This window comes from Nocardioides sp. WJ219 (assembly GCF_058559815.1).
This window is the reverse complement of sequence record NZ_JBZUJV010000013.1, coordinates 73,683-98,296: the sequence shown is the minus strand read 5'-3', so window position 1 is coordinate 98,296 and position 24,614 is coordinate 73,683. Positions and strand designations below refer to the sequence as shown.

The following is a 24,614-nucleotide window of genomic DNA, read 5'->3' as shown; positions in this document are numbered from 1 at the left end:
AACGGGGAAGGCTGCCGACATGAACCGACGACGTCCTCTGCTCCGGATCGCCACGGCTGCCGCGGTCGCGCTCGCCCTGACCGGGTGCGACGCGCTGGGTGACGACGACCCGCAGGACGTGGTCGCCGACGAGTACGCCGTGCTCGAGGGCGACCCGGGCTCGGGTGGCACCGAGCAGGTCGCCTACGTCCCCGACGGCCGGGTCGAGCTGGCCGTGACCCAGCCGCGGTCTCGGCTCGACTTCCTCGACGTCGACGACTACCGCGGCATCGCCGACTTGGTCGCCCCCGACGGCTTCGAGTTCGTCGGCGTCCTCTGGGAGGGGGTCCCCGCGTGGAGCCTCGACCTCGACCAGATCATGCGGGGCGACGTGCTCGCGAAGTTCCCCGAGGACATGGAGCGGCTGCCGGCCTCGCTCGCCCTGCAGGTCAGGGCGTCCGGTGCGGACGAGGCGGTCCGCGAGCTCGACCTGGGCGCCGACCACCTCGGCGTGATCGGCGACGACGGCAGCGTCTGGGTCGTCGTCCCCGAGGGCGCCCGGTTGACGGCGGAGGTCACCTTCGACGGTGTCTCGCAGACCGTGCCGCTGGCCCACACCGGCGCCGGCGAGCCCGACCCCGGTGCCGCGGCCCCGCTCCACGACCTGGCCGCCGACCTCGAGCGCGACCAGTTCGGCTACGGCACCACCGACGCCACCTGCCCGCCGCAGCCGCGGGTCGAGCGCGGCCTCGACCTGTCGTTCTACTGCGGGGTGCGCCAGGTCTGGTCGGTGCCCTACGTCTGGGGGCTCGGCTGGGCCCCCGAGGGGAAGTCCTGGCTGGTCGCCGACGTCGACGTGTCGGTCATCGCCCCGGTCTACCTGCCGGGCGACGACACGGTCGTCCACTACACCGCTCGCCAGACGGACTGGCAGGTCACGGTCGACGGTCTCGCGCCGCTGACCCGGTTGGAGACCAAGGGCGCGCCTACGGGTCCGGACAGCCGGCGGCTGGTGTGGCAGGTGTCGGCAGCGCGCGACGTCCACCGCATGCAGCTCGAGGTGGACTACGAGCTGACCCGCCTGGGCCGCGGCGACGTCGGGCCGGCGCGGACCCGGACGACCGCCGCCGCCGGCCTGCGCATCTCGGCGACGCCCCAGGAGGAGTGGTGAGCCAGGGACCGTCCTGGTCGTCGAACGGCCTCTGTCCCACCGCCGCCGGGGGTCGGCGCGGGGAGCGGTGACCTGGGGACCGTCCTGGTCCGGGAACGGTCGCTGGCTCACCGCCGCCCGGGCTACCCGTGCGCGTCGACGGTGCGTGGCGCCGGTACGCCGCGCCGGTCGGGGCGGCCGACCAGCCGTGCGACCAGGTAGATCAGGAACGAGATGGTGGTGACGTAGGGGCTGATCGGGATCGCGGTGCCGAGGGCCAGGAACGTGCCGCCGAGCATCGCGGTCAGCGCGAACGCGGCCGAGACCAGCGGCAGCAGCACCGGCGACGACGTCAGCCGGATCGCGGCGGCGGTGGGGGTGCACAGCAGCGCCAGCACGAGCAGGGCCCCGACCACCTGCACCGCCACGGCGATCGTGCAGCCCAGCAGGAGCATGAAGGTCCAGTGCAGCAGCCCGACCGGCACGCCGCGGGCCGCGGCGACGTCGGGGTCGACGCTGGCGAACATCAACGGCCGCCAGATCAGCGCGAGCACCAGCGCGACCGCCGCCGCCGTGGTCGACATCAGCGCCAGCCGGTCGTCGTCGACCGCGACGATCTGGCCGGTCAGCAGCCCGAACTTGTTGGCCGAGCGGCCGTCGTGGAGCGCGAGGAACAGGATCCCGAGGCCCAGGCCGAAGGGCATCAGCACCCCGATGACCGAGCTGCGCTCGCGCGCCCGGGCGCCGAGCGCGGCGATCAGGCCGGCCGCCACGACCGAGCCGGCGAAGGAGCCGGCGACGACGCTGCCCCCGAGCAGCAGCGCCGCCGCGGCCCCGGCGAACGACATCTCGCTGATCCCGTGCACCGCGAACGGCAGGTCGCGCGCGATCACGAACACCCCGACCAGCCCGCCGAGCAGGCCCAGTGCGGCGCCGGCGTACAGGGAGTTCTGGACGAGCGGGACGAGCTCGCCGTAGTTCGAGAAGTCGACGAAGTCGGAGAAGTGGAGGTCCATCAGGCCGACAGGTCCGAGAGGACCGCGACCCGGTCGTGCCGGCGCACGACCTCGACGGTGGTGCCGTAGAGCGACGACAGGACGTCGCTGCGCAGCACCTCGTCGGGCGGCCCCAGCACGAACCGGCCGGCCATCAGGTAGAGGACGAGGTCGGTGGCGCCGAGCACCGGGTTGATCTCGTGGGTCACGAAGACCACCGCCGTCCCGTGCTCGTGGCGCCGCCGGTCGAGCAGGTCGACGACGCGGGCCTGGTGGCGCGGGTCGAGCGAGATCAGCGGCTCGTCGCACAGGAGGAGGTCGGGGTCGGTGGCCAGGGCCTGCGCGATCCGCACCCGCTGCTGCTCACCGCCCGACATCCGGCCGAGCCGGACGCCGCCGAGGTGCTCGGCCTCGACCTGGCGGAGCCGGTCGGCGACGACGTCGGAGCGCCGCCACGCGGGCAGGCCCCAGCGGTGCCCGTCGACCCCCAGCTGCACGAGGTCGCGACCGCGCAGCGGGGTGTCGGCGTCGTACCCCTGGTGCTGCGGCACGTAACCCACCCGCCGGTCACCACGACGTACGACGCGCCCACCGACGCGCGCCTCGCCCCGGGTCAGCGCCCGCATCCCGAGCACCACCTTGAGCAGGCTCGACTTGCCCGAGCCGTTGGGGCCCAGGACGGTGAGGAAGGTGCCGGGGGCGACGTCGAGGTCGAGGTCGCGCCACAGCTCACGACCGCCGAGCTCGAGACCGGCGCCGCGCAGCGAGAGGACCGTGCTCATCCGCGGCGCGTCACTGACCGCTCAGCGCGGCGCCGACGGCGTCGATGTTGCCGCGCATCCAGGTCAGGTAGTCGGTGCCCTCGGGCAGCAGCTCGGTGACCGGCACGACCGGCACGTCCGCGTCCTCGGCCGCGGTGCGCACCTCGTCGGTGACCGGGCTGGTCGTCTGGTCGTTGTAGAGCAGCACGTCGACCTCGCCGTCCTCGAACAGGGCGAGGGTCTCCTGGACCACCGCGACCGGCACGTCCTCGCCCTCCTCGATCGCCTCGGCCAGCTCGGCGGGCGTGCGGTCCTCCAGGCCGAGTGCCTCGGCGAGGTAGACCGGCAACGGCTCGGTGATCGCGATGGGCGTGCCCTCGACGCTCGGCCGCAGCTCCTCGGTCGCGGTCGTCAGCTCGTCGAGGCCGGCGGTGAACGTCTCGGCATTGGCCGTGTAGGCGTCGGCGTTGTCGGGGTCGACCTCGCCGAGCCGGGTCGCGATCTCCGCGGCCACCTCGGCGACGCTCGGGACGTCGTACCAGACGTGCTCGTTGACCTCCTCGCCCTCGGGTGCGTCGTCATCGAGCCCGGAGACCTCGAAGGCGTCGACCACGGGCGCGTCGGATTCGCTGGAGGAGACCATCGTGCCGACGAAGTCGTCGTAGCCGCCGCCGTTGGCCACCACCAGGTCGGCCCGCGAGACGGTGAGGAGCGTGTCGGCATCGGCCTCGAACCCGTGGGGGTCCTGGGAGCTGTCGGTGATCACCGACGTGACCTCGACCAGGTCGCCGCCGACCGCGGCGGCGACGTCGCCCCACACGTTGGTCGAGGCGACGACCGTGACGGCGCCGTCGGCGCCGTCGGGCCCGTCGCCCGCGGAGTCGGACTCGGAACCGCACGCGGCGACGGACGTGAGGGCGAGCAGGGAGACGGGGAGGAAGAGGTGGGCCTTCATGCCGAGGAGGCTACATCAGAATGAGAACCGTTCGCATTTAGGGAGCGGCATCCTCGCCACAGCTCTCGCCGATGTACGACTCCAGCGCCTGGGCGTGCACGTCGTCCGCGACCGTCGACCGGGCGTCGGCCTCCGCGACGTCGTCGACGGTGGCGTCGTCAGGCAGCGACCCGAATGCCGCGACCAGGAACTCGACGCCGGCGCGTGCAGTCTCGGACATCTCCGTCCCGGCGGTCAGCTCGCCGACCCGGGCGACGGCCGACCTCAGCTCGGCCACCGCGATCGGCGACGCCGACTGCAGCTGTGCCTCCCGGGCGGCGGCCAGGTCGCCGAACCCGGCGCAGAACTCCTCGGCCGAGACGGTGGGCGTGGGCTCGTCGGGCGTCGCCGGGGCGTCGTCGCCGTCCCCCACCAGGAACGCCGTCGCGACCACCGCTGCCACGAGGGCGGCCCCGCCGAGCGGTCGCAGCCTGCTCACTCGTACGTCTGGGCCGGGGCCGAGATCTCCTCGACCCCGGTCGCGGTGATCACCGGCGGAGCCTTGCCGTCGGTGCCGGTGCCGGCGGCGTACGTGCCGGTCACGGTGACCCACTGGTCGCGCGGCGGGGCCTCGGCGCCGTCGACCTGCACCTGGTAGCCGATCGCGTCGGCGGCGCAGCACCCGATCGTCATCCGGGTCACGTACCAGTGGTCGTCCTTGTCGTAGGACACGAAGCCCGTCAGCTCGACGGGCTGGTCCTCGAGGGTCGTGCCGCCGTCCTGGGCGCGCCAGATGAACTCGGTGACGTCGACCGCGACCACCTCGCCGCCGCCGAGGTCGCTGAGCGCGGCGGGCTCGGCCACGGTCTGGGCCTCGCCGGAGCGGCGCTCGGCCAGGTAGGAGCCGAGCTGGGGCGGGCTGATCACGAAGGTGACCAGGCCGGGCAGCACCAGCAGCCAGGTGACCAGCGGGACCGGGCCGTGCCCGTGCCCGTCGTCGTGCTCGTCGTGGTCGCGCTCGTCGCGGGCGCCGCGCTCGGAGACCACGAGCCCGACGGCGAGGCCGATCAGGAGGACGCCGCTGGCCAGCAGCGGCCACTTCATCCACGAGGTGACGAAGCGGAGGTAGGCGTCGGTGAGCGACAGCCGCACCAGCACGGCGCCGAGGAAGGCCATCAGCAGGCCCTGGGTCGGGCGGGACATGGTCCCGCGGGACAGGCGCTCGCGCACCGAGCTCGCGCGGCTCACAGCAGCCACCACCCGACCGTGACCGCCGAGAGGATCGCCGTCCCGATCACCACCGGGACGAACTGCCGGGCGAACGGCCCGCCGAAGGTGCCGGCCTCCATGGCCGCCAGCTTGACATCCATCGCGGGGCCGACGACGAGGAAGACGAGCTTGGCGGTGTCGGAGAACGCCGTGAAGCTCGCGGCCACGAACGCGTCGGACTCCGAGCACAGCGCCACCAGGAACGCGAACAGGGCGAGCGTGAGCACGCCGAGGACGGCCTGGCCGGCCACGGTGCCGACGATCGACGACGGCACGAACGTGTTGATGCCGGCGGCCAGGATGGCGCCGATGACCAGGAAGCCCGAGGCGTGCAGGAAGTCGTGGCGCACCGTCTCGACGAACTTCTCGCGCTTGGTCATGCCCTCGTCGAACGCCTCGAGGCGCTTGGTGATCGGGAGCCGGGCGCCCCGGGACAGCACCCACCACCCGACGAGCACCGCGGTCACGAGCGAGGCGAGGAAGCGGGCCACGACCATGCTCGGCTGCCCGGGGAACGCCACGGCCGTGGAGACCATGACGGCCGGGTTGATGGCCGGCGCGGCGAGCAGGAACGTCAGGGCGACGGCTGGCGCGATGCCGCGCCGGATGAGGCTGCCGGCGATCGGGACGGCCGCGCACTCACAGCCGGGCAGGCCCACGCCCGCGATGCCGGCCACGGGCACCCCGAGCGCCGCGTTCTTGGGCACGATCCGGTCGAGCACCTTCTCCGACAGCAGCGCCGAGATGACGGCCGAGAGGATCACGCCGACGACGAGGAACGGCGTCGACTGGATGACGATCGCGACGAAGATCGTGCTCCACGTCGCCAGGGACGGGTGGTCGAGCAGCGGGACGAGCCAGCGGCCGCTGACCAGGATCACCAGGATCGCCAGGGCGACGACCTCGACCTGGCCGACGGGGCGTCGGCGTACGTCGGTCCCTCCGGCCGGGGCAGGGATGCTCACGGGTGGTGCCTCTCGACGGGAGCGGACGACTGCTGGGGGTAGTGAACACCATTATCGATACATCCGGGGCGCGTCCGGGGACGACGACCGGCGCGGGTCGCGGTACGGACCGGTAACGTGGTGGCACTGCCGCCCCCCTCGACCGCGGAGGACCTCCTTGAACGACCAGAGCGTCGCGCGGCCCGTGGGCACGCGCTCGACCCGCCAGAAGCGCGCGGTCGAGGCCGCGCTCAGCTCCAGCGACGACTTCCGCACCGCCCAGGAGATCCACGAGGCGCTGCGCCGTGCTGGCGACCCGGTCGGGCTCGCCACGGTCTACCGCACGCTGCAGGCGCTCACCGACGGCGGTGAGGTCGACATGGTCAAGACCGACGGCGGCGAGGCCGTCTACCGCCGCTGCAGCCCCACCCACCACCACCACCTGGTCTGCCGCCACTGCGGTCGCACCGTCGAGATCGCCGGTCCGGCCGTCGAGCGCTGGGCGAGCGCCAAGGCCGAGGAGCACGACTACTCCGAGGTCAGCCACACCGTCGAGCTGTTCGGCACCTGCCCTGCCTGCCAGAAGGTCCTCGCCCGGGGGTGAGCCCCGCCGGCCCTCCGGCTGCCACAGTGCGTGCGTGATCGCGTTCGCGATGGCCGCGGCGCTGCACGCCGGCTTCCAGGTGACGGTGACCCTGCTGGTCTACCCGGCGCTCGTCGAGGTGCCGCGGGCCGGCTGGGAGGCCGCCCACGCCCGGCACTCCCGCCGCATCGTGCCGCTCGTCGGGTTCGTGTACGCCGTCCTGCTCGCCGCGGGCGCGGCGTACGTCGTGGCCGGCCCGGACCCGGTCGGCTGGGTGGCGCTGGCCGCCACGGCCGGGGCGCTCGGCGTCACGGCGGCCGTCGCGGCGCCGCTGCACGGCCGGCTCGGTGCGGACACCGACGACCTCCGGCGCCGCCTGGTCGTCGTCGACCGGGTGCGCTGCGGTCTCGCGGTCGCCGGCGCGGTGGCGGCCGCGGTGGCCGTCGTGCAAAGATGAGAACGATTCTCAACTCACCGTTCTCGACCTGCACGTGGAGGTGCACATGCGGACACCCGTCGTCCTGCTCACCGGCGTCGACCCCGAGGCGATGGCGACGGCGATGGTCTCGCTGCAGTTCGACCTGCCGCGCGCCGTCGCCGTGCGGCACCGGGTCCGACACCTCGACGACGACCGGTCGGTGCTGCGGCGCACCGTCAGCGACGTCACCGGGGTGCTCGAGCGGCACGAGGTCGAGCTCGACCACGCCTGCGTGAGCTGCGCGATCCGCGAGGACGTGCTGCCCACCCTCGACCGCCTGGCCACCGACGGCCGCTGGGCCAGCGTCGTCGCGCACCTCCCGTTCGGCGCGAGCGGCGAGCAGGTCTGTGCCGCCGTCGCGGGCGACCCGCGCCTGGCCCGGCACCTGCGGGTCGCGGCCGTGGTCGCCGCCGTCGCCGGCCCGACGGTCGCCGACGACCTCCTCGGTGACGACCTGCTGGTCGAGCGCGGCGTGCACGCCGCGCTCGACGACCACCGCGGCGTCGGCGAGGTCGGCTGCGGGCTCGTCGAGTCCGCCGACGCGGTCGCGGTGCACGGCGACGCCGACGACGCGGCCCGGTCGCTGCTCGCCGACCTCGCGCGCCCCGACGCCGTCGTCGTCGCCACCGCGGACCTCGACGGCGCCCGGCTGGTCGAGGGGCTGCACGACCACGCCCGCACCCGCGCCTGGGTCGACCCCGTGCGCACCCTCGACCTACCGCCCGCCCCGGCGGTCTCGTGGCGCGTCGACCTGCGCTCCCACCGGGCCCTGCACCCCGAGCGGCTCCTCGACCGGCTCGAGCGGCTCGGCGGCGGCCGGCACCGCTCGCGCGGTTGCTTCTGGCTGCCGACGCGCCCCGACGACGTCCTGGTCTGGGACGGCGCCGGCGGCCAGCTCAGCATCGGCCGCGGCGGGTCCTGGGGACGGCGCGGGCGGCTCACGCGGCTCGTCCTCAGCGGCACCGGCACGCCGCCCGCCCACCTCGGGCCGGCCTTCGAGGAGATGCTGCTGCGGCCCGCCGAGCGGGGCCCGTGGGCGGCCGCGACCGACGGCTTCGAGGCCTGGCTCGGGCCGCGGCGCGACGTGGCCTGACCACCCACCGGGGTGTCCGGGCCCTGGCAGGATCACGGCATGGAACCGGTCGTGGTCGTGGGTGCCGGACTGTCCGGGGTGGCGTGCGCGCGCGAGCTGGTCGCGGCCGGGGTGCCGGTGCGCCTGGTCGACCGCGGTCGCCGGGTGGGCGGCCGGATGGCGTCGCGGCGGCTCGAGGGACGGCCGGTCGACCTGGGCGCGTCCTACCTGACCGTCGGGGACGACGACTTCGCCGCGGTCGTCGACGACTGGGAGCGGCGCGGGCTCGCGACGCCGTGGACCGACACCCTGACCGTGCTGGAGGCCGGCGCCGACCCGCGCGCCACCAGCGGCCCGGTGCGGTGGGGCGCCCCCGGCGGCCTGCGGTCGCTGGTCGAGGACCTGGCCACCGGGCTCGACGTCGGGCTCGGCGAGCACGTGGAGGCACTGCCCGACGCGCCGGTGGTGGTGCTCGCGATGCCCGACCCGCAAGCGCTTCGGCTGCTGCCGGACGACGCGTCGTACGACGGGGTGCGGGCGGGGCTCGACCGCGCCTTCGACCCGGTCCTCGCGCTCGCGGCCCGGTGGCCCGAGCGGGCCTGGGACCTCGACGGCGCATTCGTCAACGGCCACGACGTCCTCGGCTGGGTGGCCGACGACGGCCGTCGTCGCGGCGACGGGGCGCCGGTGCTGGTGGCCCACTCCACCCCCGCCTTCGCCCGCCCCTTCCTGGCCGACCCGCAGGCGGCGGCGCGACCGATGACCGAGGCGCTGCGCGACCTGCTCGGCCTCCCCGACCCCACCCACACCCACCTGCACCGCTGGTCGGTCGCACGCCCGACGGGCGAGCGCACCGCGCCGTTCCTGCTCGAGGAGCTGCCGGACGGCCGCCGCGTCGGGGCCTGCGGCGACGGGTGGGGCCCGACGCCCAAGGTCGAGGCGGCCTGGCTCTCCGGCCGGGCGCTGGGTCGGGCGATCGTGGGGTCCTGAGGCCACGTGGACCGTCGCTGGTCGAGGAGGTTGCGCTGGCAACCGTCTCGAGACCATGCCTCGGTGACGGGGCCCTACGTCTCCTCGGGCACCCCCGTTCGCCCACGACGAACACCGGAACACCCCACGGGGGTACGCCGTTGTGCCGGCATGAGTCGTTCCCTTCCTGTCCTCTTCGTCACCGACCTCGTCGTCCTGCCCGGCATGGTGGTGCCGGTCGAGCTGGACGACGCCGCACAGGCCGCCATCGACGCCGCCACCGCCGGCAGCGACGGCACCCTGCTCCTGGCCCCGCGCCTGGACGACCGCTACGCCTCCTACGGCGTGCTGGCCACCGTCGAGCGCACCGGCCGCCTCAGCTCCGGCGGCCCGGCCGCCGTGATCCGCGCGGGTCGCCGCGCCCGCATCGGCAGCGGTACGACGGGCCCGGGCGCCGCCCTGTGGGTCGACGTCGAGCCCGTCGCCGACGAGCCCGCCACCGAGCGGGCCCGCGAGCTGGCCGACGACTACCGCCGGCTCGTCGTCGCGCTGCTGCAGCGCCGCGAGGCCTGGCAGGTCGTCGACACCGTGCAGCGGCTCACCGACCCCGGCGCGCTGGCCGACACGGCCGGCTGGGCGCCGTACCTCGCGGACGAGCGCAAGCGCGAGCTGCTCGAGACGCCCGACGTCGAGCAGCGGCTCGAGCTGCTGACCGCCTGGACCCGCGAGCACCTCGCCGAGGTCGAGCTCACCGACAAGATCGGCGAGGACGTGCGCGAGGGCATGGAGCAGCAGCAGCGCGAGTACCTGCTGCGCCAGCAGCTCGCCGCGATCCGCAAGGAGCTCGGCGAGGGGGAGCCCGACGGCTCCGACGACTACCGCGCCCGCGTCGAGGAGCACCCGGGCCTGCCCGACGCCGTCCGCGAGGCCGCGCTGCGCGAGGTCGACAAGCTCGAGCGCTCGAGCGAGCAGAACCCCGAGGCCGGCTGGATCCGCACCTGGCTCGACACCGTCCTCGACCTGCCGTGGGGCACGACCACCGACGACAGCACCGACCTCGTCGCTGCCCGGGCCGTGCTCGACGCCGACCACCACGGCCTCGAGGAGGTCAAGGACCGGATCGTCGAGCACCTGGCCGTCCGTTCGCGCCGGATCGAGCGCGGGATGCAGGTCGTCGGCGGTCGCGGCTCCGGCGCGGTCGTGCTGCTCGCCGGGCCTCCCGGCGTCGGCAAGACCTCCCTGGGCGAGTCCGTGGCCCGGGCGCTCGGCCGCGAGTTCGTGCGGGTCGCGCTCGGCGGCGTCCGCGACGAGGCCGAGATCCGTGGCCACCGTCGCACGTACGTCGGCGCCCTCCCGGGCCGGATCGTGCGGGCGATCAAGGAGGCCGGCTCGATGAACCCCGTCGTCCTCCTCGACGAGGTCGACAAGGTCGGCTCCGACTACCGCGGCGACCCGTCGGCGGCGCTGCTCGAGGTGCTCGACCCGGCGCAGAACCACACCTTCCGCGACCACTACCTCGAGCTCGACCTCGACCTGTCCGACGTGCTGTTCATCGCCACGGCCAACGTCGTCGAGGAGATCCCGGGCCCGCTGCTCGACCGGATGGAGCTGGTCACCATCGACGGCTACACCGAGGACGACAAGGTCGCGATCGCCCGTGACTTCCTGCTGCCGCGGCAGCTGGAGCGGGCGGCGCTGACGCCCGAGGAGCTGACGATCACCGACGAGGCGCTGCGCGAGCTCGCCGCCAACCACACCCGCGAGGCCGGCGTCCGCCAGGTCGAGCGGCTGCTGGCCAAGGCGCTGCGCAAGGCCGCCACCCGGCTCGCCACCGGCGCCGAGCGTGTCGACATCGACGTCGCCGACCTCCGCGACCTGGTGGGTCGGCCGCGCTTCCTCCCCGAGTCGGCGGAGCGGACGGCGGTGCCCGGCGTCGCGACCGGGCTGGCCGTCACCGGCCTCGGCGGCGACGTGCTGTTCATCGAGGCCACCGCGCACGATGGTCCGGCCGAGCTGACCATCACCGGCCAGCTGGGCGACGTGATGAAGGAGTCGGCCCGCATCGCGCTGACCTTCGTGCGCTCCCACGCGAGCGAGCTGGGCGTCGACCCGGCCGTGCTCGACCGGTCGATCCACCTGCACGTCCCGGCCGGCGCGGTGCCCAAGGACGGCCCCTCGGCAGGCATCACCATGGTCACCGCCCTCACCTCCATGGCCACCGGCCGCCCGGTGCGCGCCGTGGTGGGCATGACCGGCGAGGTCACCCTCAACGGGCGGGTCCTCCCGATCGGCGGGCTCAAGCAGAAGCTGCTCGCCGCCCAGCGCGCCGGCCTCACCGAGGTGTTCGTCCCGCTGCGCAACGAGCCCGACCTCGACGACGTCCCGGCCGAGGTGCTCGAGGCCCTCACCGTGCACGTCGTCGGCGACGTCCTCGACGTCGTCCGCGGTGCCCTGGAGCCGGCCGCCGAGGTCGCGACGGCGGCCGCCTGAGGAGCTGCGCGCCAAGAGGTGGTCTCGAGACAGGCGCCAGCGCGCCTTCCTCGACCAGCGGGGTCACCGCTCGCACCGGGCGGTGACCGACGTTGGTCGAGGCGGGTCGCCGACCCGTCTCGGGACGACCCCCGCGCCGACCGGGTCGAGGCCCGGCGAGGTGCCCGTCGTCGGGTGGTCTCGAGACGGTTGCCAGCGCAACCTCCTCGACCACCGTCGGCGATCGGCCGTCGTACGACGTCCCGATGGTGAGCGGCGCCCGCTTCCGACCCACCCCTGCGAGTGTGGTTGGCGGACGGGTCGGCGGGTGATGGTCGGGGCCACAGCCGAAGCTCAACCGCAGCCATGGGGAGGGGGAGCCGTCGTGCCTGTCGTGGCGCGCACGATCACGGTCGACCGACCGCCCGAGGCGGTGTGGGAGTTCCTCGCGGACTTCACCACCACCGAGGAGTGGGACCCGCCGACCGTGTCCACCGAGCGCACGAGCGGCGACGGCGGGGTCGGTACGACGTACCACAACGTCGCCAAGTACCGCGGGCTCCGGACCGAGGTCGACTACGTCGTCACCCAGTACGTCGAGGGGAGCTGCCTGCAGCTGCGGGGGGCGGCCACCGGGCTGGAGCTGGTCGACACGTTCACGGTCCAGCGGACGCCGACCGGGGGGAGCCGGGTCACCTACGAGGTGCGGTTCACGCCCCGCCAGGAGAACTTCGAGCTCCCCTCGCTGACGGCCCTCGGCGACGTCGCGGCCGAGAGCCTGCAGGACTCGCTCGAGCAGCTCTGACGGCTCACCCCGGTCACGGGGCGAGGTCGCGGGCGCGGTCGGGCTCGAACCCGTGCGCGTAGCCCCAGAGCACGGCCTGGGTGCGGCGGGTGACCCCGATCTTGCGGTAGAGCGTGCGGATGTGGGTCTTGACGGTGTTGATCCCGATGTACGCGCGGGCCGAGATCTCCTCGTTGCTCAGGCCGCGGCAGATGAGGGCGAGCACCTCGGCCTCCCGCGCGCTGAGGCCGTCGTCGTCGCCGGGCCAGCGGCCGACCTCCTGCACCGCCCCCACGTCGTCGGGGACGACCCGCTCGCCGGCGTGGACCCGTTCGAGCGCCTCGACGAGGGCCGCCGCCGTCGTCCCCTTGGAGACGAAGCCGCAGGCGCCCGCCGCCAGCGCCGACGCGACCTGGTCGGGGTCGTCGCTCCAGCTGAAGACCACGACGCGGGCGCCGCCGGCGGCCACGTCGGCCAGCGTCGTCCCGCCGCCCTGGCGCTGCGCAAAGGTGTCGTGGAGGACCAGGTCGACCTCGCTGACCACGGGGAGCCCGGCGGCCAGCTCGACCACGCGCACCCGGTCGGCGAACGGCTCGAGCACGGCGGCGATGCCGGCGACGACGATCTCGTAGTCGTTGACGACGGCGATCCGCAGGGGTCGCGCGGCGTCCGGTCCTGCGGTGGTCACGGAGCGGAAGCCTCCCAGAACCGCGGTGAGGTCGTCGGGTCGGCACCCTCACGCCAAGGGGTGATGTTGGTGCCGGGGGCGCCTGCGAGCGTCGCTCCATGACGCGCTTCGGCTACACGTTGATGACCGAGCAGAGCGGCCCGCGGGAGCTCGTCTCCTACGCCCAGCACGCCGAGCGTGCGGGGTTCGACTTCGAGGTGTCGAGCGACCACTACTCCCCGTGGCTGGTCGAGCAGGGCCACGCGTCGTACGCGTGGACGGTGCTGGGTGCGGTGGCCCAGGCGACCGAGCGCGTGGGGCTGATGACCTACGTGACCTGCCCGACGATGCGCTACCACCCGGCCGTGGTGGCGCAGAAGGCGGCGACGCTGCAGATCCTGGCCGAGGGACGGTTCACGCTCGGCCTGGGCAGCGGTGAGAACCTCAACGAGCACGTCGTCGGCGAGCGGTGGCCGGCGGTCGGCGCCCGGCAGGAGATGCTCGTCGAGGCGATCGAGATCATCCGGGCCCTGCACGGCGGCGACCTCGTCGACCACCGCGGGGAGTACTTCGACGTCGAGTCGGCCCGCATCTGGGACCTGCCCGAGCAGCCGGTGGAGATCGGCGTCGCCGTCTCCGGCGAGCGCTCGATCGAGGCGTTCGGGCCGCTGGTCGACCACCTGGTGGCCGTCGAGCCGCGCGCCGACCTCGTGGAGCAGTGGAACGCGACCGACGGGACGACGCGGATCGGCGACGGTGCGCGCGCGGTGGGGCAGATCCCGATCTGCTGGGCGCCGGACGTCGAGGAGGCGACGGCGTTGGCGCACGAGCAGTTCCGCTGGTTCGCCGGCGGTTGGAAGGTCAACGCCGACCTGCCGACGCCGGCCGGGTTCGCCGGCGCCTCGCAGTTCGTGCGGCCCGAGGACGTGGCCGACCAGATCCCCTGCGGGCCCGACCTCGACGCGATCGTGGCGGCCGTGGCGCCGTTCTGGGAGGCCGGCTTCACCGACGTCGCCCTGGTGCAGGTCGGCGACCGGCACCAGCAGCGGTTCCTCGACGAGGCGGCCGAGCCGCTCCTCGACAAGCTCCGCGCCGCCGCTCCCTGAGCCGCCGGCCGGCGACCGGCCACACGTGCCGCAGGGCCGGGAGAGCGTGTCTCCCGGCCCTGCGTCGTCGAGCGGTCGGTCAGGCCCGGATGGCGGCCGGCTCGCGCCCGCCGGTGGCCACCTCGATCTTGCGGGGCTTGGCCCGCTCGGCGACCGGGACGACGAGGCGCAGGACGCCGGCGTCGTAGGACGCCTCGATCTTCTCGAGGTCGAGGTTGTCACCGAGGACGAGCTGACGGCTGAAGGCGCCGCGCGTGCGCTCGTTGGCCAGCAGCTGCCAGTCGCCGCCGAGGGCCAGCCGCTCGGCGCGCACCGTCAGCACGTTGCGCTCGACGTCGAGGTCGATGGTCTCGGGCGCGACCCCCGGCAGGTCGAACTCGATGACGAAGCGGTCGCCCTCGCGCCAGGCGTCCATGGGCATGACAGCCGGGCGGCTCGAGGTGCCGACGGAGGTGCCCAGCAGCTGCTGGGTGAGGCGGTCGAGGTCGCGGAACGGGTCGGTGTTGCGCAGCAGCATGGTGTCCTCCTGTACTGGATCGAGTCGGGTCCGGCACGTCGCCGGGCTCCGATCTGTATCAACGGTTACAGGTTGTTTGTATTCTTCGGATCAGGCATTGTCAACCTCGTGCCAGCAACCTCCCAGGGCGTCTACGCGATCTCGGTCGCGGCCGAGATGGTGTCGATGGAGATCCAGAACCTCCGGGTCTACGAGCGCCGCGGCCTGGTCAACCCCGACCGCACGCCAGGCGGCACCCGGCTCTACTCGGCGGCGGACATCGACCGGTTGCACCGGGTGCGGGAGCTGCTGGCCGAGGGGCTCAACCTGGCCGGCGTCGCGCGGGTGGTGGCGCTCGAGGCCGAGGTGGTCCGGCTGCGCCAGGCCAACGCACGACTGCGGCGCGGCACGCGGTCGGGGCCGGCCTGACGGGGGAGTAACATGGGTCCGTCGACGTCGGTCCCAAACCCGGACCTCTCTCGTCGGTGTGATGAAAAGGGTCCGTCATGGCCACCGCCTACCGTCCCGTCTCCCCCCCGTTCCCGCCGGTTGCTCGCACGGAGCAGCCGCCGACGCGGCTGCGTGCCGTGCCCACCGTCGAGGTCTCGCGGCCCGTCCGCGTGTCCCTCCACGTCGCCGTGCTCGTGCGCGCCGGCCTCGACGCCCTCCTGGGGGACGAGGCCGACCGCGTCGAGCTGCTGCCCGACACCCAGCGTTCCCGTGCCCACGTCGACGTGTTCGACCTCGAGGACCGGCGACCGCCGCAGCCCGCGCCGGGCGTCCCGCGGATCGCCCTCGCCTGGGACCTCAGCCCCCGCACGGAGACCCGGGCCCGTGACCTCGGCGCGGTGCGGGTGCTCCCGCTCAGCGTCGAGGTGCGCGTGCTCCTCGAGGCGATCGACGACGCCTTCCTCCGGCGGGGCGACCGCGGGCGCGCCGGCAGCCGGCAGCGCCCGCACGGACCCGACGACCTCCTGTCGCCCCGCGAGGCCGACGTGATCAGGGGCATCTGCCGGGGGCTGAGCAACGAGGAGATCGCCGGCCAGCTCTTCTTGTCGATCAACTCGGTCAAGACCTACGTCCGGACCGCCTACCGCAAGATGAACGTCGCCAGCCGGTCGCAGGCCGTGCTCTGGGGCATCGAGCACGGCTTCTAGGACGGCCGCTCACCCGCTCAGGGGGATCGTCCGCGGAGCGGGGCGCCTAGGTTCGTCGCATGGCGCTCGGGACCACCCGCTTCGACTTCGCGTTCGCCCGGTCCTACCGGGCGCCGGCACTCCTGGCCGGGGTCACCGGGTCGACGGCCTGGGTCGAGGTCGACCCCGACGGGCTCCGGGTGCGGTTCGGCTGGTGGCGGCTCCGCACACCGTTGGCCAACCTCGACCAGGTGCACCGGACCGGCGGCTTCTCCTACCTCAAGACCGCCGGGCCACCGCACCTGTCGTTCTCCGACCGGGGCGTCACCTTCGCCACCAACGCCGACGACGCCGTGTGCTTCACCTTCCACGAACCCGTCCGGGTCCTCGACCCCACCGGCCGGCTGCGCCACCCGGGGGCGACGCTGACCCTGCGGGACGTCGACGGGTTCGTCGCCGCGCTGGCCAGGCTGCGGGAGGTGCGGGAGTGACCGCCCAGCCGCACACCGTCGTCCTCGACCTCGACGGCACCCTGGTCGACTCGGTGCCCGTGCACGTGCTCGCGTGGCAGGCGGCGTTCCGCGACGTCGGCCTGCGCGTCCCCTCGCACCGCCTGCAGCGCCTCATCGGCATGGGCGGCGACCGCCTGGTGGCCGAGGCAGCGGGCGAGCAGGTCGAGCGTGCCCTCGGCGACGAGCTGCGGGCGCGCCACCCGCGGCGGCTCGACGACCTCTTCCCGCGCATCGTCCCCACCGAGGGCGCGGCCGACCTGCTGCAGACACTGCACGACAAGAACCTCGACATCGTGCTCGCGACCTCGAGCGAGCGCGACCTGACCGACCGGCTGCTCGACGTGCTCGAGGGGTCCCGGCACCTCCTCGACGACCTGGTGAGCGGCGCCGACGCCGGCGCGAGCAAGCCGGCCGGCGACCTGGTGTCGGTGGCGCTGGAGTCCGTCGAGGCCGACCGTGCGGTGATGGTGGGCGACGCCGTGTGGGACGTCCTCGCCGCGAGCGACGCCGGCGTGCCCTGCATCGGGCTGCTGACCGGTGGCACCACCGAGGCCGACCTGCGCGACGCCGGGGCCGTCGCGGTGCACGAGACCCCGGCGGCGCTGGCCGAGCACCTCCGGACGACCGGCTCGCTGCTGCCGCGCTGAGCTGCTGGGGCTGGGTCAGTTGAGGCGGTCGACGATGATCCGGGACCGGTCGGGCTCGAACCCGTGCTCGATGCCCCACAGCACGGCCTGGGTACGGCTGGCGACGCCGATCTTGCGGTAGAGCGTGCGGATGTAGGTCTTGACGGTGTTGATGCCGATGAAGGCGCGCTGGGCGATGTCGTGGTTGCTGAGCCCCTGGCAGATCAGTGCCAGCACCTCGGCCTCGCGGGCACTCAGCCCGAGCTCGTCACCGGGCCACCGGCCGAACTCCTCGCCGCCGTCGCCGTCGGTGATCACCTGCTCACCCGCGTGGACCCGCTCGATCGCCGCGACGAGGTCGGCGGCCTCGAGACCCTTGGAGACGTAGCCCGCGGCGCCGCCCTTGATCGCCCGGGCGACCAGCTCGGGCTCGGTGTTCCAGCTGAACACCACGAGCTTGGCCGGCGAGCCGGCGATCAGCGTGCTGATGTCGATCGAGTCGCCCTGCACCTGCCCGAAGGAGTCGTAGAGGACGACGTCGACGTCGCTCACGACCGGGACGCTGGTGTCGAGCTCGACCACGTGCACCCGGTCGTCGTACGGCGCCAGCACGGCCGCCGTCCCCGCGACCACGATGTCGTAGTCGTTGACGATGGCGACGCGCACAGGCTTGGCGGGCATTCGAGCATCGTACCGAGCCCACGGGGGTGAGGGGCACGCTTCGCCCGTTCACCCCTCGGCAGGGAGCCTGCAGGTGACGCGGCGGGCAGGGTGGGCCCGTGACCACCTACGAGCGCCGATCGACGCGCATCTCCGGGCTCGTGTTCGAGTACGACGACCGGGTGCTCGAGCCCCGCCCGTGGACGGCGCTGCAGTCGGAGTGGGCCGCCGAGCTGCTGGCCCAGGCGCCCCCGGGGCCGGTGCTCGAGCTGTGCACCGGCGCGGGGCACATCGGGCTGCTCGTGGTGGCCGCCACCGATCGCCGGCTCGTCGCCGTCGACCTCAACCCGGCCGCCTGCGACTTCGCGCGGCTCAACGCCGTCGGCGCCGGCCTCGACCACCGGGTCGACGTGCGCGAGGCGCGGCTGGAGACGGCGGTGGAGGCCGGGGAGCAGTTCGCGCTCGTGCTGGCCGACCCGCCCTGGGTGCCGACGGCCGACATCGGCCGCTTCCCCGCCGACCCCACGATCGCGATCGACGGCGGCCCGCACGGGCTCGACATCGCCTTCGCCTGCGTCGACGCGGCCCGGTCGTGCCTGGTGCGCGACGGCAGCCTGCTGCTGCAGCTCGGCGACGACGAGCAGGCCGACGCGGTGGTGGCCCGGGTCGTCGACGGCGCCTCGTGGCACGACGGCGGGCGGCGTACGTCGGCGCGCGGCCTGGTGCTGAGGCTCGTGCGCGCCTGAGTCAGCGGCCGCCCGGCAACAGCTTGTGGGTGCCGTCGCACCACGGCGCGAGCGACGACTTGCCGCACCGGCAGACGGCGGACACCGGCCGGTGGCTCGCGTGGCGGGTGCCGGCCTCGTCCTCGACGACCACGTCTCCCCGCACCAGCACCGGTCCGCCGGGGCACACGACGCCCTCGACGAGGATGCCGTCGGCCGTGCGGACCTCGTAGTCGTACGGGTCGCCGGGGAAGGCGTCGGGCGCCTCGGTCACGCCACCGCCCACAGGCCGAACAGCGCCGAAGCGGTGCGGGCCTCGAGGTCCATGCACGACCAGGCGCCGAACCGCACCTCGTCGGCCATCTCGGGCTCCTCCTCGACCAGCGCCAGGCAGATGTCGCGCAGCGCCACCTGCTCGTGGACGGCGTCGGCCTCGACGTGCTCGTCGTAGTAGGCCGCCATCGGGTCCGGGAAGTCCAGGCGGCGCAGACCCTGGGCGAGCTGGCGCGACGGGATCGAGCTCGTCGCCTCGAAGGCCGCGAGGTGGCCGAGGGCGGCGCCGCGGAGCCGCCGGTGCAGGCCGAACATCGAGAGCGCGTTGTTCTGCTCCAGCACCTCGGGGAGGGTCTCGTCGACGTACGCGCCGTACGCCGGCGACAGGCCGCACGACTCCAGGCCCTGCTCGAAGAGCGCGTGGTGCAGCCGGGCGGGGTCGCCGTTGCCGTACTCGTCGAACTGCACCTCGAGGAGCGCCGCCTTGGGCCGGGCCGTGAGCCGCGGCACCACCCAGCTCGTGGGGTCGGCCTCCTTGAGGTGGTAGATCGAGCGCTGCCGCAGCAGCGACTCGGTCTGCTCGCGCGAGCTGTGCTGCTGCACGTGGCGGGCCAGGGACGGGCCGTGGTCACCGGCCGCGATGGACTGCAGGTCGGCCACGACGTCGGTGGTGGCGTCGAGCCCGGCGGCGTCGTACCGCTCGCGCAGCGTGGCCTCGAGCGACCGTTCGAGCCGGGCCCGCACCTGCAACGTCGTCGGCGACCACTCCCAGCGGTCGTCGACGTCGTCGAAGCCGCGGTAGTGCAGCTCCTGCAGCAGCCACAACGAGATCGCGTCGTCGTCGCGACCGTCGGAGACGGGCGGGACCGCGGGCGACAGCGACGAGGCGGCAGGGCCCCGGAGCACGTCGATGAGCCAGGCGCTCAGGGCGCCGCGAGCACGAGGAAGAAGCACTGCTTGATCGTGGCGCAGCGCCCCAAGGGAGCCGTCCATCCGCACGGGTGACCGCCTTCACCCCTAAGAGGCGTGCCGCCCACCCCGCGGGGTGCCCGACCTCGCCGGGTCTCGACTCGGGCTCGCCGGCGCTCGCCCGGCTCGACCAGCGTCCGTCGCCGTCGTACGACGGCCGACCACCGTCACCGACGGCGGTCGAGGAGGCCGGCCACGGCCGTCTCGAGACCCCCGCAGGCCGCCGTGCTGCGCCGACGGACGGGTCCGTCACCCGTAGGGGTGAGCATTCTGGCTTGGGCACGGCCCCTCCGCTAGACAATGGGCATGTCCGAACCCCTCGCCGTCGACCGGCCGTGCCGGGTCGCCGTGGTCAGTCCGCTCGACGTGGTGGCCACCGGCCTCTCGGCGATGCTCGGCCACCACCCGGTGGAGGTGGCGGTGGTGGAGATGGAGACCGGGTTCGGTGCGACCGACCCCGACGTGATCCTCTACGACGCGATCGGGCTGCACGAGCGCGACGGCGCCGACCTGGAGTTCTTCGTCAAGGAGACCGAGGCCGCCGTCCTCGTCGTCTCCCAGGACCTGCGCCCCGACCTCGCCTCGCGCGCCCTGGCCCGTGGCGCCGACGGCTACTTCTCCCTCGGCGTCGACGACGAGGAGCTGCTCAAGGCGGTCCTCGCGGCGGGCCACCTCGAGCCGGGCGACGCCGACCACCTCGCGTCCGAGGCGGAGGTCGAGCTGCGCCTGGGCCACGACGTCGGGCTCACGCCGCGCGAGGTCGACGTCCTCACCCTGATCACGCAGGGCCTGAGCAACCAGGAGATCGCCGAGCGCAGCTACCTGTCGATCAACTCGGTCAAGACCTACATCCGCAGCGCCTACCGCCGGATCGGCGTGACCAGCCGGTCGCAGGCGGTCGTCTGGTGCCTCCAGCACGGGTTCGCCGCCGACCCGCAGGAGTAGCAGCCTGCCGGACGGACCACTGGACGCCGGGAAGTAGAACCTGTTCTATTCAGGCATGCGCAACGGCCTCGTCCTCTTCACCTCCGACCGCGGCATCACCCCGGCCGCGCTCGCCGTCGCCGCCGAGGAGCGGGGGTTCGACACGATCTACGTGCCCGAGCACACCCACATCCCGGTGCGGCGCGACGCCGCCCACCCGACCGGGGGCGAGACGCTGCCCGACGACCGCTACACGCGCACCCTCGACCCGTGGATCTCGCTGGCCACGGCGGCCGCGGTCACCTCGCGGATCCGGCTCGCGACCGCGGTGGCGCTCCCGGTCGAGTCCGACCCGATCACCCTGGCCAAGCAGGTCGCGACCCTCGACCACCTCTCCGGCGGCCGGGTCACCCTCGGGGCCGGGTTCGGCTGGAACACCGACGAGCTGCAGGACCACCACGTCCCGGCGGACCGGCGGCGCACCGTGCTGCGCGAGTACGTCGAGGCGATGCGCGCCCTGTGGACGCAGGAGGAGGCGGCCTACGACGGCGAGTTCGTCTCGTTCGGGCCGTCGTGGGCCTACCCCAAGCCGACGCAGGAGCACGTGCCGCTGGTGATCGGGGCCGGAGGCGGGCCCCGGACGTTCGCCTGGATCGCGCGCACCGCCGACGGCTGGATGACCACCCCGGTCGAGTCCGACATCGGCGCCAAGTGCGACGACCTGCGGGCCGCGTGGAAGGACGCCGGGCGCACCGGCGAGCCGCAGGTCCACGTGCTGATCGCGACCCGGCCCTCGCCGGAGGACCTCGGGTCGTGGGCGGCGGCCGGGGCGACCGACCTGATCTGGGGCGTGCCCGACAAGCCCGCCGACGAGGTGGTCGCCTACCTCGACCGGCTCGCGGGCCGACTCGGGCTGGGTGCCTGAGGTGGCCGACAACGTCCAGCAGCTGCTGCGCGAGCTCGCCGCCGGCGAGCACGCCGACCGGGTCGCCGTGCGCTCCGGTGACCTGTCCCTGACCTGGCGCGAGCACCTCGACGAGGCGGCCACCGAGGCCGCCGCGCTGGCCCGTCTCGCCGATCCCGACCGGCCGCTGCACGTCGGCGTCCTGCTCGGCAACACCCCCGACATGCTGCGGGCGATGGCCGCGGCCGCCCTGGGTGGCTACGTGCTCGTCGGGCTCAACACCACCCGCCGTGGCGACGCGCTGCTGGCCGACGTACGCCGCTCCGACTGCCGGTTGCTCGTCGTCGACGCCGAGCACCGCGAGCTGCTCGACGGCCTCGACCTGGCGGGCGTGCGCGTGCTCGACGTCGACGAGCTGCGCACCGCGCCCACCACGGTCGGCGACCTCGTCCCCTACCGCGAGGTCGAGGCGATGGACACCTTCATGATGATCTTCACCTCGGGCACCAGCGGGGAGCCCAAGGCGGTCCAGGTGGCCCACCTGATGGTGCTGTTCTCGGGGCTCAACCTGGTCGAGCGGTTCTCGGTGACCGCCGACGACGTCTGCTACATCTCGATGCCGCTGTTCCACTCCAACGCGGTCGTCGCCGGGTGGGCGGTCGCGGTCGGCGCCGCGGCGACGATGGTGCCGGCGCGGTTCTCCGCCTCGGGGTTCCTCGCCGACGTGCGGCGCTACGGCGCGACGTACCTGAACTACGTCGGCAAGCCGCTGGCCTACGTGCTCGCCACGCCCGAGCAGCCCGACGACGCCGACAACACCCTGCGCGTCGCCTTCGGCAACGAGGCGAGCGACCGCGACATCGCGGAGTTCTCGCGTCGCTTCGACTGCCAGGTGATGGACGGCTTCGGCTCGACCGAGCTGGCGATCATCGTGACCCGCGCGCCCGGCACGCCCCCCGGCTCGATCGGCCAGGGGATGGAGGGCGTGGCGATCTACGACGCCGAGACGGTCACCGAGTGCGAGGTGGCCGAGTTCGACGAGAGCGGCCGGCTGGTCAACGCCGACCGTGCGGTCGGGCAGCTCGTCAACGTCAACGGCGCCGGCTACTTCCAGGGCTACTACAACGACGAGTCGGCCAACGAGGAGCGGATGCGGCACGGCATGTACTGGTCGGGCGACCTGGCCTACCGCGACGCCGACGGCTGGATCTACCTCGCCGGCCGCACCGCCGACTGGATGCGCGTCGACGGCGAGAACCTCGCCGCCGCCCCGATCGAGCGCATCCTGGGGCGCCTCCCGGTGGTCTCGCAGGTCGCGGTGTACGCCGTCCCCGACGGCAACGTCGGCGACCAGGTGATGGCCGCGATCGTCCTCGCCGACGGCGCCGAGCTGACGCCGGCAGAGCTCGAGCAGTTCCTCGCCGAGCAGGCCGACCTGCCGGCCAAGGCCTGGCCCCGCTTCGTCCGCATCGCCCCCTCCCTGCCCTCCACCGCCACCAACAAGGTGATCAAGCGCGAGCTCGCCGCCCAGGGCCCCACCCCCGGCAACGGCGTCCTGTGGACCCGCGAGGAGCGCGGCCGCCGCTACGCCGCCGGTTGACGGCGGTCGTGCCGCGGGGCTCGACCAGCGTGGGGGAGTGGTCTCGAGACGGCCGTGGCCGGCCTCCTCGACCAGCGTGGGTCACCGACCGCCGGTGGTTGAGGAGGTTGCGCTAGCAACCGTCTCGAAACCACCCGACCGGCGTACGCGCTCAGCCGTGCCACTGCACCAGCACGGCGGTGGCGTCGTCGCTGAGCCAGGCGTCGTCGCGGGCGAGGAGGGCGAGGCGGATCCGGCGCAGCTGCTCGGCGAGCAGTCCGCCGCGGTCGCGCTCGGCGCGCAGCATCGCCAGCAGGCCGTCGAGGCCGAGCATCGTGCCGTCGAGGGCGCGGGCCTCGGTGATGCCGTCGGTGTGCAGGAGCAGGAGGTCGCCGGGCTCGAGGTACTCCTCGGCGACCTCGGGCGCGCCGCCGAGGCCGGTGCCGAGCGGGGGTGCGACGTCGGCCTCGGGCAGCGTGACCTCGCCGTCGGCGCGCAGCACCACCGGCGGCGGGTGCCCGGCGCTGACCCACGCCAGCCGCCCGGTGCCGAGGTGCAGCTCGACCAGGAGCGCGGTGGCGTAGCGGACGTGGTCGTCGTCGTGGCCGCTGTCGCCGACGTACCGGTCCATCGCGGTCCAGGTGCCGATCAGGTCCTCGCCGGCGCGGCGGGCGCTGCGGTAGGCCGCCGTCGCCACCGCGCTGACCAGCGCCGCCGGGAAGCCATGGCCGGTGGCGTCGAGGATCATCGTGCGCAGCACGTCGCCGTCGACCGCGTGGTCGAGGGCGTCGCCGCCGGAGGAGTACGTCGGCTCCAGCGCCGCCGCGAGCGAGACGCGTTCGTCGGTGTAGCCGAGCGGCGGCACCAGCGAGGCGAGCAGCTCGGCGCCCGTCGTCATCTCCTGCGTGCGCCGCGCGGCCTCGACGCCGTCGCTGTAGCCGCGGCTCGCGGCCAGGTGCAGGGCGACCGCGTCGGCGCACGCCGCGACGTCGGCGACGGGCGGCGCGGCCGCCGCCCCGACACCGAGCACCCCGAGCCGGTCGCCACGGTGCGTGACCGGCACCCAGGTCGTCGTCCCGTCGAGCACCGGCACGCCGTCGCACCAGCAGCGTGCGGCCGCGCCGTCGTCGAGGGGGACGGCGGCGCGGACCGACGACCCGAGCCGCACCAGCTCGGTCTGCTCGTGCGTGGCGACGAGGAGCACGACCTCACCGGCCGACCACACCTCGCGGGCGACCTCGGCGACCACGTGGACCAGCTCGTCCGGCAGGCGCCGGGCGGCCCGCTCGAGCACGAGCGCCGCGGCCCGGAGGCCGGACGGCACGCCGGTCGACACGCCGGTCACCGGGTCGGCGCTAGCGGGCGACGGGGTGGTCGGGGTGCCTGTCCAGCCAGGACCGCACGTAGGAGCACACCGGGACCACCCGCGTGCCGCGCTCGGCCATGGCGTCCATCGCCTCGCGGACCAGGCGGGCCGCCAGGCCGTGGCCCTCGAGGTCGTCGGCGACCTCGGTGTGCACGAACGCCCAGCCCTCGGCGCGCTCCTGGTAGACGGTGAAGCCGGCCGTCCGGTCGCCGTACCGGATCTCGAACCGGTGCTCGGCCGGGTTGTCGACGACCTCGACCGGCGTCTCGTCCTGGGGTGCCATG

General features: G+C 74.1%; 29 protein-coding genes. 16 read left to right on the top strand and 13 right to left on the bottom strand.

Going from position 1 to position 24,614, the window contains the following annotated elements; translation table 11 throughout:
• The first annotated feature begins 19 nt into the window (after positions 1-19).
• A complete protein-coding gene (locus AC4MBH_RS22795) occupies positions 20-1,150 on the top strand; it encodes a hypothetical protein (RefSeq protein ID WP_491797703.1) in 1,131 nt (376 codons plus the stop codon).
• Between the two features lie 122 nt (positions 1,151-1,272).
• Here the strand turns inward: AC4MBH_RS22795 and AC4MBH_RS22790 are convergent, their stop codons facing one another.
• From AC4MBH_RS22790 to AC4MBH_RS22765, 6 genes are read right to left on the bottom strand one after another with little or no spacing between them, the layout of a single operon-like run.
• Positions 1,273-2,145, bottom strand: coding sequence for a metal ABC transporter permease (locus AC4MBH_RS22790; protein WP_491797702.1), 873 nt, complete (start codon positions 2,143-2,145; stop codon positions 1,273-1,275).
• Positions 2,145-2,906, bottom strand: a complete 762-nt coding sequence (locus AC4MBH_RS22785) for a metal ABC transporter ATP-binding protein (RefSeq protein ID WP_491797701.1) — start codon at positions 2,904-2,906, stop codon at positions 2,145-2,147. Before AC4MBH_RS22785 ends, AC4MBH_RS22790 begins: the two co-directional genes overlap by 1 nt.
• A 10-nt stretch (positions 2,907-2,916) precedes the next feature.
• The gene (locus tag AC4MBH_RS22780; RefSeq protein ID WP_491797700.1) at positions 2,917-3,840 is read right to left on the bottom strand and encodes a metal ABC transporter solute-binding protein, Zn/Mn family; all 924 of its coding nucleotides are present in this window, start codon (positions 3,838-3,840) and stop codon (positions 2,917-2,919) included.
• Positions 3,841-3,877: 37 nt separating this feature from the next.
• Positions 3,878-4,318 carry a hypothetical protein gene (locus AC4MBH_RS22775; protein WP_491797699.1) on the bottom strand — a complete coding sequence of 147 codons (441 nt, stop codon included), beginning with the start codon at positions 4,316-4,318 and terminating at the stop codon, positions 3,878-3,880.
• Entirely contained in the window at positions 4,315-5,076 is a 762-nt protein-coding gene (locus AC4MBH_RS22770; RefSeq protein ID WP_491797698.1) for a TIGR03943 family putative permease subunit, read from the bottom strand. The genes AC4MBH_RS22775 and AC4MBH_RS22770 overlap by 4 nt, the downstream gene beginning before the upstream one ends.
• Positions 5,064-6,053, bottom strand: a complete 990-nt coding sequence (locus AC4MBH_RS22765) for a permease (RefSeq protein ID WP_491797697.1) — start codon at positions 6,051-6,053, stop codon at positions 5,064-5,066. Before AC4MBH_RS22765 ends, AC4MBH_RS22770 begins: the two co-directional genes overlap by 13 nt.
• 157 nt (positions 6,054-6,210) lie before the next feature.
• Between AC4MBH_RS22765 and AC4MBH_RS22760 the strand changes: the two genes are divergently transcribed.
• The 6 genes from AC4MBH_RS22760 (at position 6,211) to AC4MBH_RS22735 (ending at position 12,408) form a co-directional block, all read left to right on the top strand.
• Positions 6,211-6,636, top strand: coding sequence for a Fur family transcriptional regulator (locus tag AC4MBH_RS22760; protein ID WP_491797696.1), 426 nt, complete (start codon positions 6,211-6,213; stop codon positions 6,634-6,636).
• 34 nt (positions 6,637-6,670) lie between these two features.
• Positions 6,671-7,072, top strand: coding sequence for a hypothetical protein (locus AC4MBH_RS22755; RefSeq protein ID WP_491797695.1), 402 nt, complete (start codon positions 6,671-6,673; stop codon positions 7,070-7,072).
• Between the two features lie 46 nt (positions 7,073-7,118).
• Complete coding sequence (locus AC4MBH_RS22750; RefSeq protein WP_491797694.1) at positions 7,119-8,186, top strand: GTP-binding protein; 1,068 nt, start codon at positions 7,119-7,121, stop codon at positions 8,184-8,186.
• Between the two features lie 39 nt (positions 8,187-8,225).
• The gene (locus tag AC4MBH_RS22745; RefSeq protein WP_491797693.1) at positions 8,226-9,155 is read left to right on the top strand and encodes an NAD(P)/FAD-dependent oxidoreductase; all 930 of its coding nucleotides are present in this window, start codon (positions 8,226-8,228) and stop codon (positions 9,153-9,155) included.
• 150 nt (positions 9,156-9,305) lie between these two features.
• Complete coding sequence (lon, locus tag AC4MBH_RS22740) at positions 9,306-11,624, top strand: endopeptidase La (RefSeq protein WP_491797692.1); 2,319 nt, start codon at positions 9,306-9,308, stop codon at positions 11,622-11,624.
• A 364-nt stretch (positions 11,625-11,988) separates the two neighbouring features.
• Positions 11,989-12,408 (top strand): SRPBCC family protein, encoded by a 420-nt coding sequence (locus tag AC4MBH_RS22735; RefSeq protein ID WP_491797691.1) that lies wholly within the window; start codon positions 11,989-11,991, stop codon positions 12,406-12,408.
• Between the two features lie 13 nt (positions 12,409-12,421).
• On the opposite strand, the gene AC4MBH_RS22730 is transcribed toward AC4MBH_RS22735, so the two are convergent.
• Complete coding sequence (locus AC4MBH_RS22730; protein ID WP_491797690.1) at positions 12,422-13,075, bottom strand: LuxR C-terminal-related transcriptional regulator; 654 nt, start codon at positions 13,073-13,075, stop codon at positions 12,422-12,424.
• Between the two features lie 98 nt (positions 13,076-13,173).
• On the opposite strand from AC4MBH_RS22730, the gene AC4MBH_RS22725 reads away from it, so the two are divergent.
• Positions 13,174-14,160 carry an LLM class F420-dependent oxidoreductase gene (locus AC4MBH_RS22725; protein WP_491797689.1) on the top strand — a complete coding sequence of 329 codons (987 nt, stop codon included), beginning with the start codon at positions 13,174-13,176 and terminating at the stop codon, positions 14,158-14,160.
• A 79-nt stretch (positions 14,161-14,239) separates the two neighbouring features.
• Here AC4MBH_RS22725 and AC4MBH_RS22720 read toward each other — a convergent pair whose 3' ends face one another.
• On the bottom strand, positions 14,240-14,677 hold the full coding sequence (locus tag AC4MBH_RS22720; RefSeq protein WP_491797688.1) for an Hsp20/alpha crystallin family protein: 438 nt from the start codon (positions 14,675-14,677) through the stop codon (positions 14,240-14,242).
• Positions 14,678-14,785: 108 nt separating this feature from the next.
• Between AC4MBH_RS22720 and AC4MBH_RS22715 the strand changes: the two genes are divergently transcribed.
• The 4 genes from AC4MBH_RS22715 to AC4MBH_RS22700 all read left to right on the top strand — a co-directional run bounded on the left by AC4MBH_RS22715 (position 14,786) and on the right by AC4MBH_RS22700 (position 16,951).
• The gene (locus AC4MBH_RS22715; RefSeq protein ID WP_491797687.1) at positions 14,786-15,085 is read left to right on the top strand and encodes a MerR family transcriptional regulator; all 300 of its coding nucleotides are present in this window, start codon (positions 14,786-14,788) and stop codon (positions 15,083-15,085) included.
• 77 nt (positions 15,086-15,162) lie between these two features.
• Complete coding sequence (locus tag AC4MBH_RS22710) at positions 15,163-15,813, top strand: helix-turn-helix transcriptional regulator (protein WP_491797686.1); 651 nt, start codon at positions 15,163-15,165, stop codon at positions 15,811-15,813.
• 59 nt (positions 15,814-15,872) lie between these two features.
• Positions 15,873-16,283, top strand: coding sequence for a hypothetical protein (locus AC4MBH_RS22705; protein ID WP_491797685.1), 411 nt, complete (start codon positions 15,873-15,875; stop codon positions 16,281-16,283).
• Complete coding sequence (locus tag AC4MBH_RS22700) at positions 16,280-16,951, top strand: HAD family hydrolase (protein WP_491797684.1); 672 nt, start codon at positions 16,280-16,282, stop codon at positions 16,949-16,951. The genes AC4MBH_RS22705 and AC4MBH_RS22700 overlap by 4 nt, the downstream gene beginning before the upstream one ends.
• Positions 16,952-16,966: 15 nt before the next feature.
• On the opposite strand, the gene AC4MBH_RS22695 is transcribed toward AC4MBH_RS22700, so the two are convergent.
• The gene (locus AC4MBH_RS22695) at positions 16,967-17,611 is read right to left on the bottom strand and encodes a response regulator transcription factor (protein WP_491797683.1); all 645 of its coding nucleotides are present in this window, start codon (positions 17,609-17,611) and stop codon (positions 16,967-16,969) included.
• A gap of 98 nt (positions 17,612-17,709) precedes the next feature.
• Here AC4MBH_RS22695 and AC4MBH_RS22690 point away from each other — a divergent pair, with 98 nt between their 5' ends.
• A complete protein-coding gene (locus AC4MBH_RS22690) occupies positions 17,710-18,336 on the top strand; it encodes a methyltransferase (protein WP_491797682.1) in 627 nt (208 codons plus the stop codon).
• 1 nt (position 18,337) lies between these two features.
• Here AC4MBH_RS22690 and AC4MBH_RS22685 read toward each other — a convergent pair whose 3' ends face one another.
• Both AC4MBH_RS22685 and AC4MBH_RS22680 read right to left on the bottom strand, forming a co-directional pair.
• Positions 18,338-18,589: a CDGSH iron-sulfur domain-containing protein gene (locus AC4MBH_RS22685; RefSeq protein ID WP_491797681.1), complete on the bottom strand. Its 252-nt coding sequence runs from the start codon at positions 18,587-18,589 to the stop codon at positions 18,338-18,340.
• A complete protein-coding gene (locus AC4MBH_RS22680; protein ID WP_491797680.1) occupies positions 18,586-19,542 on the bottom strand; it encodes an iron-containing redox enzyme family protein in 957 nt (318 codons plus the stop codon). The genes AC4MBH_RS22685 and AC4MBH_RS22680 overlap by 4 nt, the downstream gene beginning before the upstream one ends.
• Before the next feature lie 321 nt (positions 19,543-19,863).
• On the opposite strand from AC4MBH_RS22680, the gene AC4MBH_RS22675 reads away from it, so the two are divergent.
• The 3 genes from AC4MBH_RS22675 to fadD1 are packed head-to-tail and all read left to right on the top strand — an operon-like array spanning position 19,864 to position 22,985.
• Positions 19,864-20,502 (top strand): LuxR C-terminal-related transcriptional regulator, encoded by a 639-nt coding sequence (locus AC4MBH_RS22675; protein WP_491797679.1) that lies wholly within the window; start codon positions 19,864-19,866, stop codon positions 20,500-20,502.
• Between the two features lie 55 nt (positions 20,503-20,557).
• Positions 20,558-21,406 (top strand): LLM class F420-dependent oxidoreductase, encoded by an 849-nt coding sequence (locus tag AC4MBH_RS22670; protein ID WP_491797678.1) that lies wholly within the window; start codon positions 20,558-20,560, stop codon positions 21,404-21,406.
• Between the two features lies 1 nt (position 21,407).
• Positions 21,408-22,985, top strand: a complete 1,578-nt coding sequence (fadD1, locus tag AC4MBH_RS22665) for a fatty-acid--CoA ligase FadD1 (protein WP_491797677.1) — start codon at positions 21,408-21,410, stop codon at positions 22,983-22,985.
• A 151-nt stretch (positions 22,986-23,136) separates the two neighbouring features.
• Here fadD1 and AC4MBH_RS22660 read toward each other — a convergent pair whose 3' ends face one another.
• The gene (locus tag AC4MBH_RS22660) at positions 23,137-24,309 is read right to left on the bottom strand and encodes a PP2C family protein-serine/threonine phosphatase (protein WP_491797676.1); all 1,173 of its coding nucleotides are present in this window, start codon (positions 24,307-24,309) and stop codon (positions 23,137-23,139) included.
• Positions 24,310-24,319: 10 nt separating this feature from the next.
• On the bottom strand, positions 24,320-24,613 hold the full coding sequence (locus AC4MBH_RS22655) for a GNAT family N-acetyltransferase (RefSeq protein WP_491797675.1): 294 nt from the start codon (positions 24,611-24,613) through the stop codon (positions 24,320-24,322).
• Between the last annotated feature and the right edge of the window lies 1 nt (position 24,614).

What these genes read in the sequence shown, in the direction of transcription:
- AC4MBH_RS22785 (WP_491797701.1), bottom strand. Translation starts at nt 2,906, where the DNA reads ATGAGCACGGTCCTCTCGCTGCGCGGCGCCGGTCTCGAGCTCGGCGGT.
- AC4MBH_RS22745 (WP_491797693.1), top strand. Translation starts at nt 8,226, where the DNA reads ATGGAACCGGTCGTGGTCGTGGGTGCCGGACTGTCCGGGGTGGCGTGC.
- AC4MBH_RS22795 (WP_491797703.1), top strand. Translation starts at nt 20, where the DNA reads ATGAACCGACGACGTCCTCTGCTCCGGATCGCCACGGCTGCCGCGGTC.
- AC4MBH_RS22725 (WP_491797689.1), top strand. Translation starts at nt 13,174, where the DNA reads ATGACGCGCTTCGGCTACACGTTGATGACCGAGCAGAGCGGCCCGCGG.
- AC4MBH_RS22670 (WP_491797678.1), top strand. Translation starts at nt 20,558, where the DNA reads ATGCGCAACGGCCTCGTCCTCTTCACCTCCGACCGCGGCATCACCCCG.
- AC4MBH_RS22675 (WP_491797679.1), top strand. Translation starts at nt 19,864, where the DNA reads ATGTCCGAACCCCTCGCCGTCGACCGGCCGTGCCGGGTCGCCGTGGTC.
- AC4MBH_RS22705 (WP_491797685.1), top strand. Translation starts at nt 15,873, where the DNA reads ATGGCGCTCGGGACCACCCGCTTCGACTTCGCGTTCGCCCGGTCCTAC.
- AC4MBH_RS22695 (WP_491797683.1), bottom strand. Translation starts at nt 17,611, where the DNA reads ATGCCCGCCAAGCCTGTGCGCGTCGCCATCGTCAACGACTACGACATC.
- lon (WP_491797692.1), top strand. Translation starts at nt 9,306, where the DNA reads ATGAGTCGTTCCCTTCCTGTCCTCTTCGTCACCGACCTCGTCGTCCTG.
- AC4MBH_RS22720 (WP_491797688.1), bottom strand. Translation starts at nt 14,677, where the DNA reads ATGCTGCTGCGCAACACCGACCCGTTCCGCGACCTCGACCGCCTCACC.
- AC4MBH_RS22655 (WP_491797675.1), bottom strand. Translation starts at nt 24,613, where the DNA reads ATGGCACCCCAGGACGAGACGCCGGTCGAGGTCGTCGACAACCCGGCC.
- AC4MBH_RS22750 (WP_491797694.1), top strand. Translation starts at nt 7,119, where the DNA reads ATGCGGACACCCGTCGTCCTGCTCACCGGCGTCGACCCCGAGGCGATG.
- AC4MBH_RS22710 (WP_491797686.1), top strand. Translation starts at nt 15,163, where the DNA reads ATGGCCACCGCCTACCGTCCCGTCTCCCCCCCGTTCCCGCCGGTTGCT.
- AC4MBH_RS22780 (WP_491797700.1), bottom strand. Translation starts at nt 3,840, where the DNA reads ATGAAGGCCCACCTCTTCCTCCCCGTCTCCCTGCTCGCCCTCACGTCC.
- AC4MBH_RS22790 (WP_491797702.1), bottom strand. Translation starts at nt 2,145, where the DNA reads ATGGACCTCCACTTCTCCGACTTCGTCGACTTCTCGAACTACGGCGAG.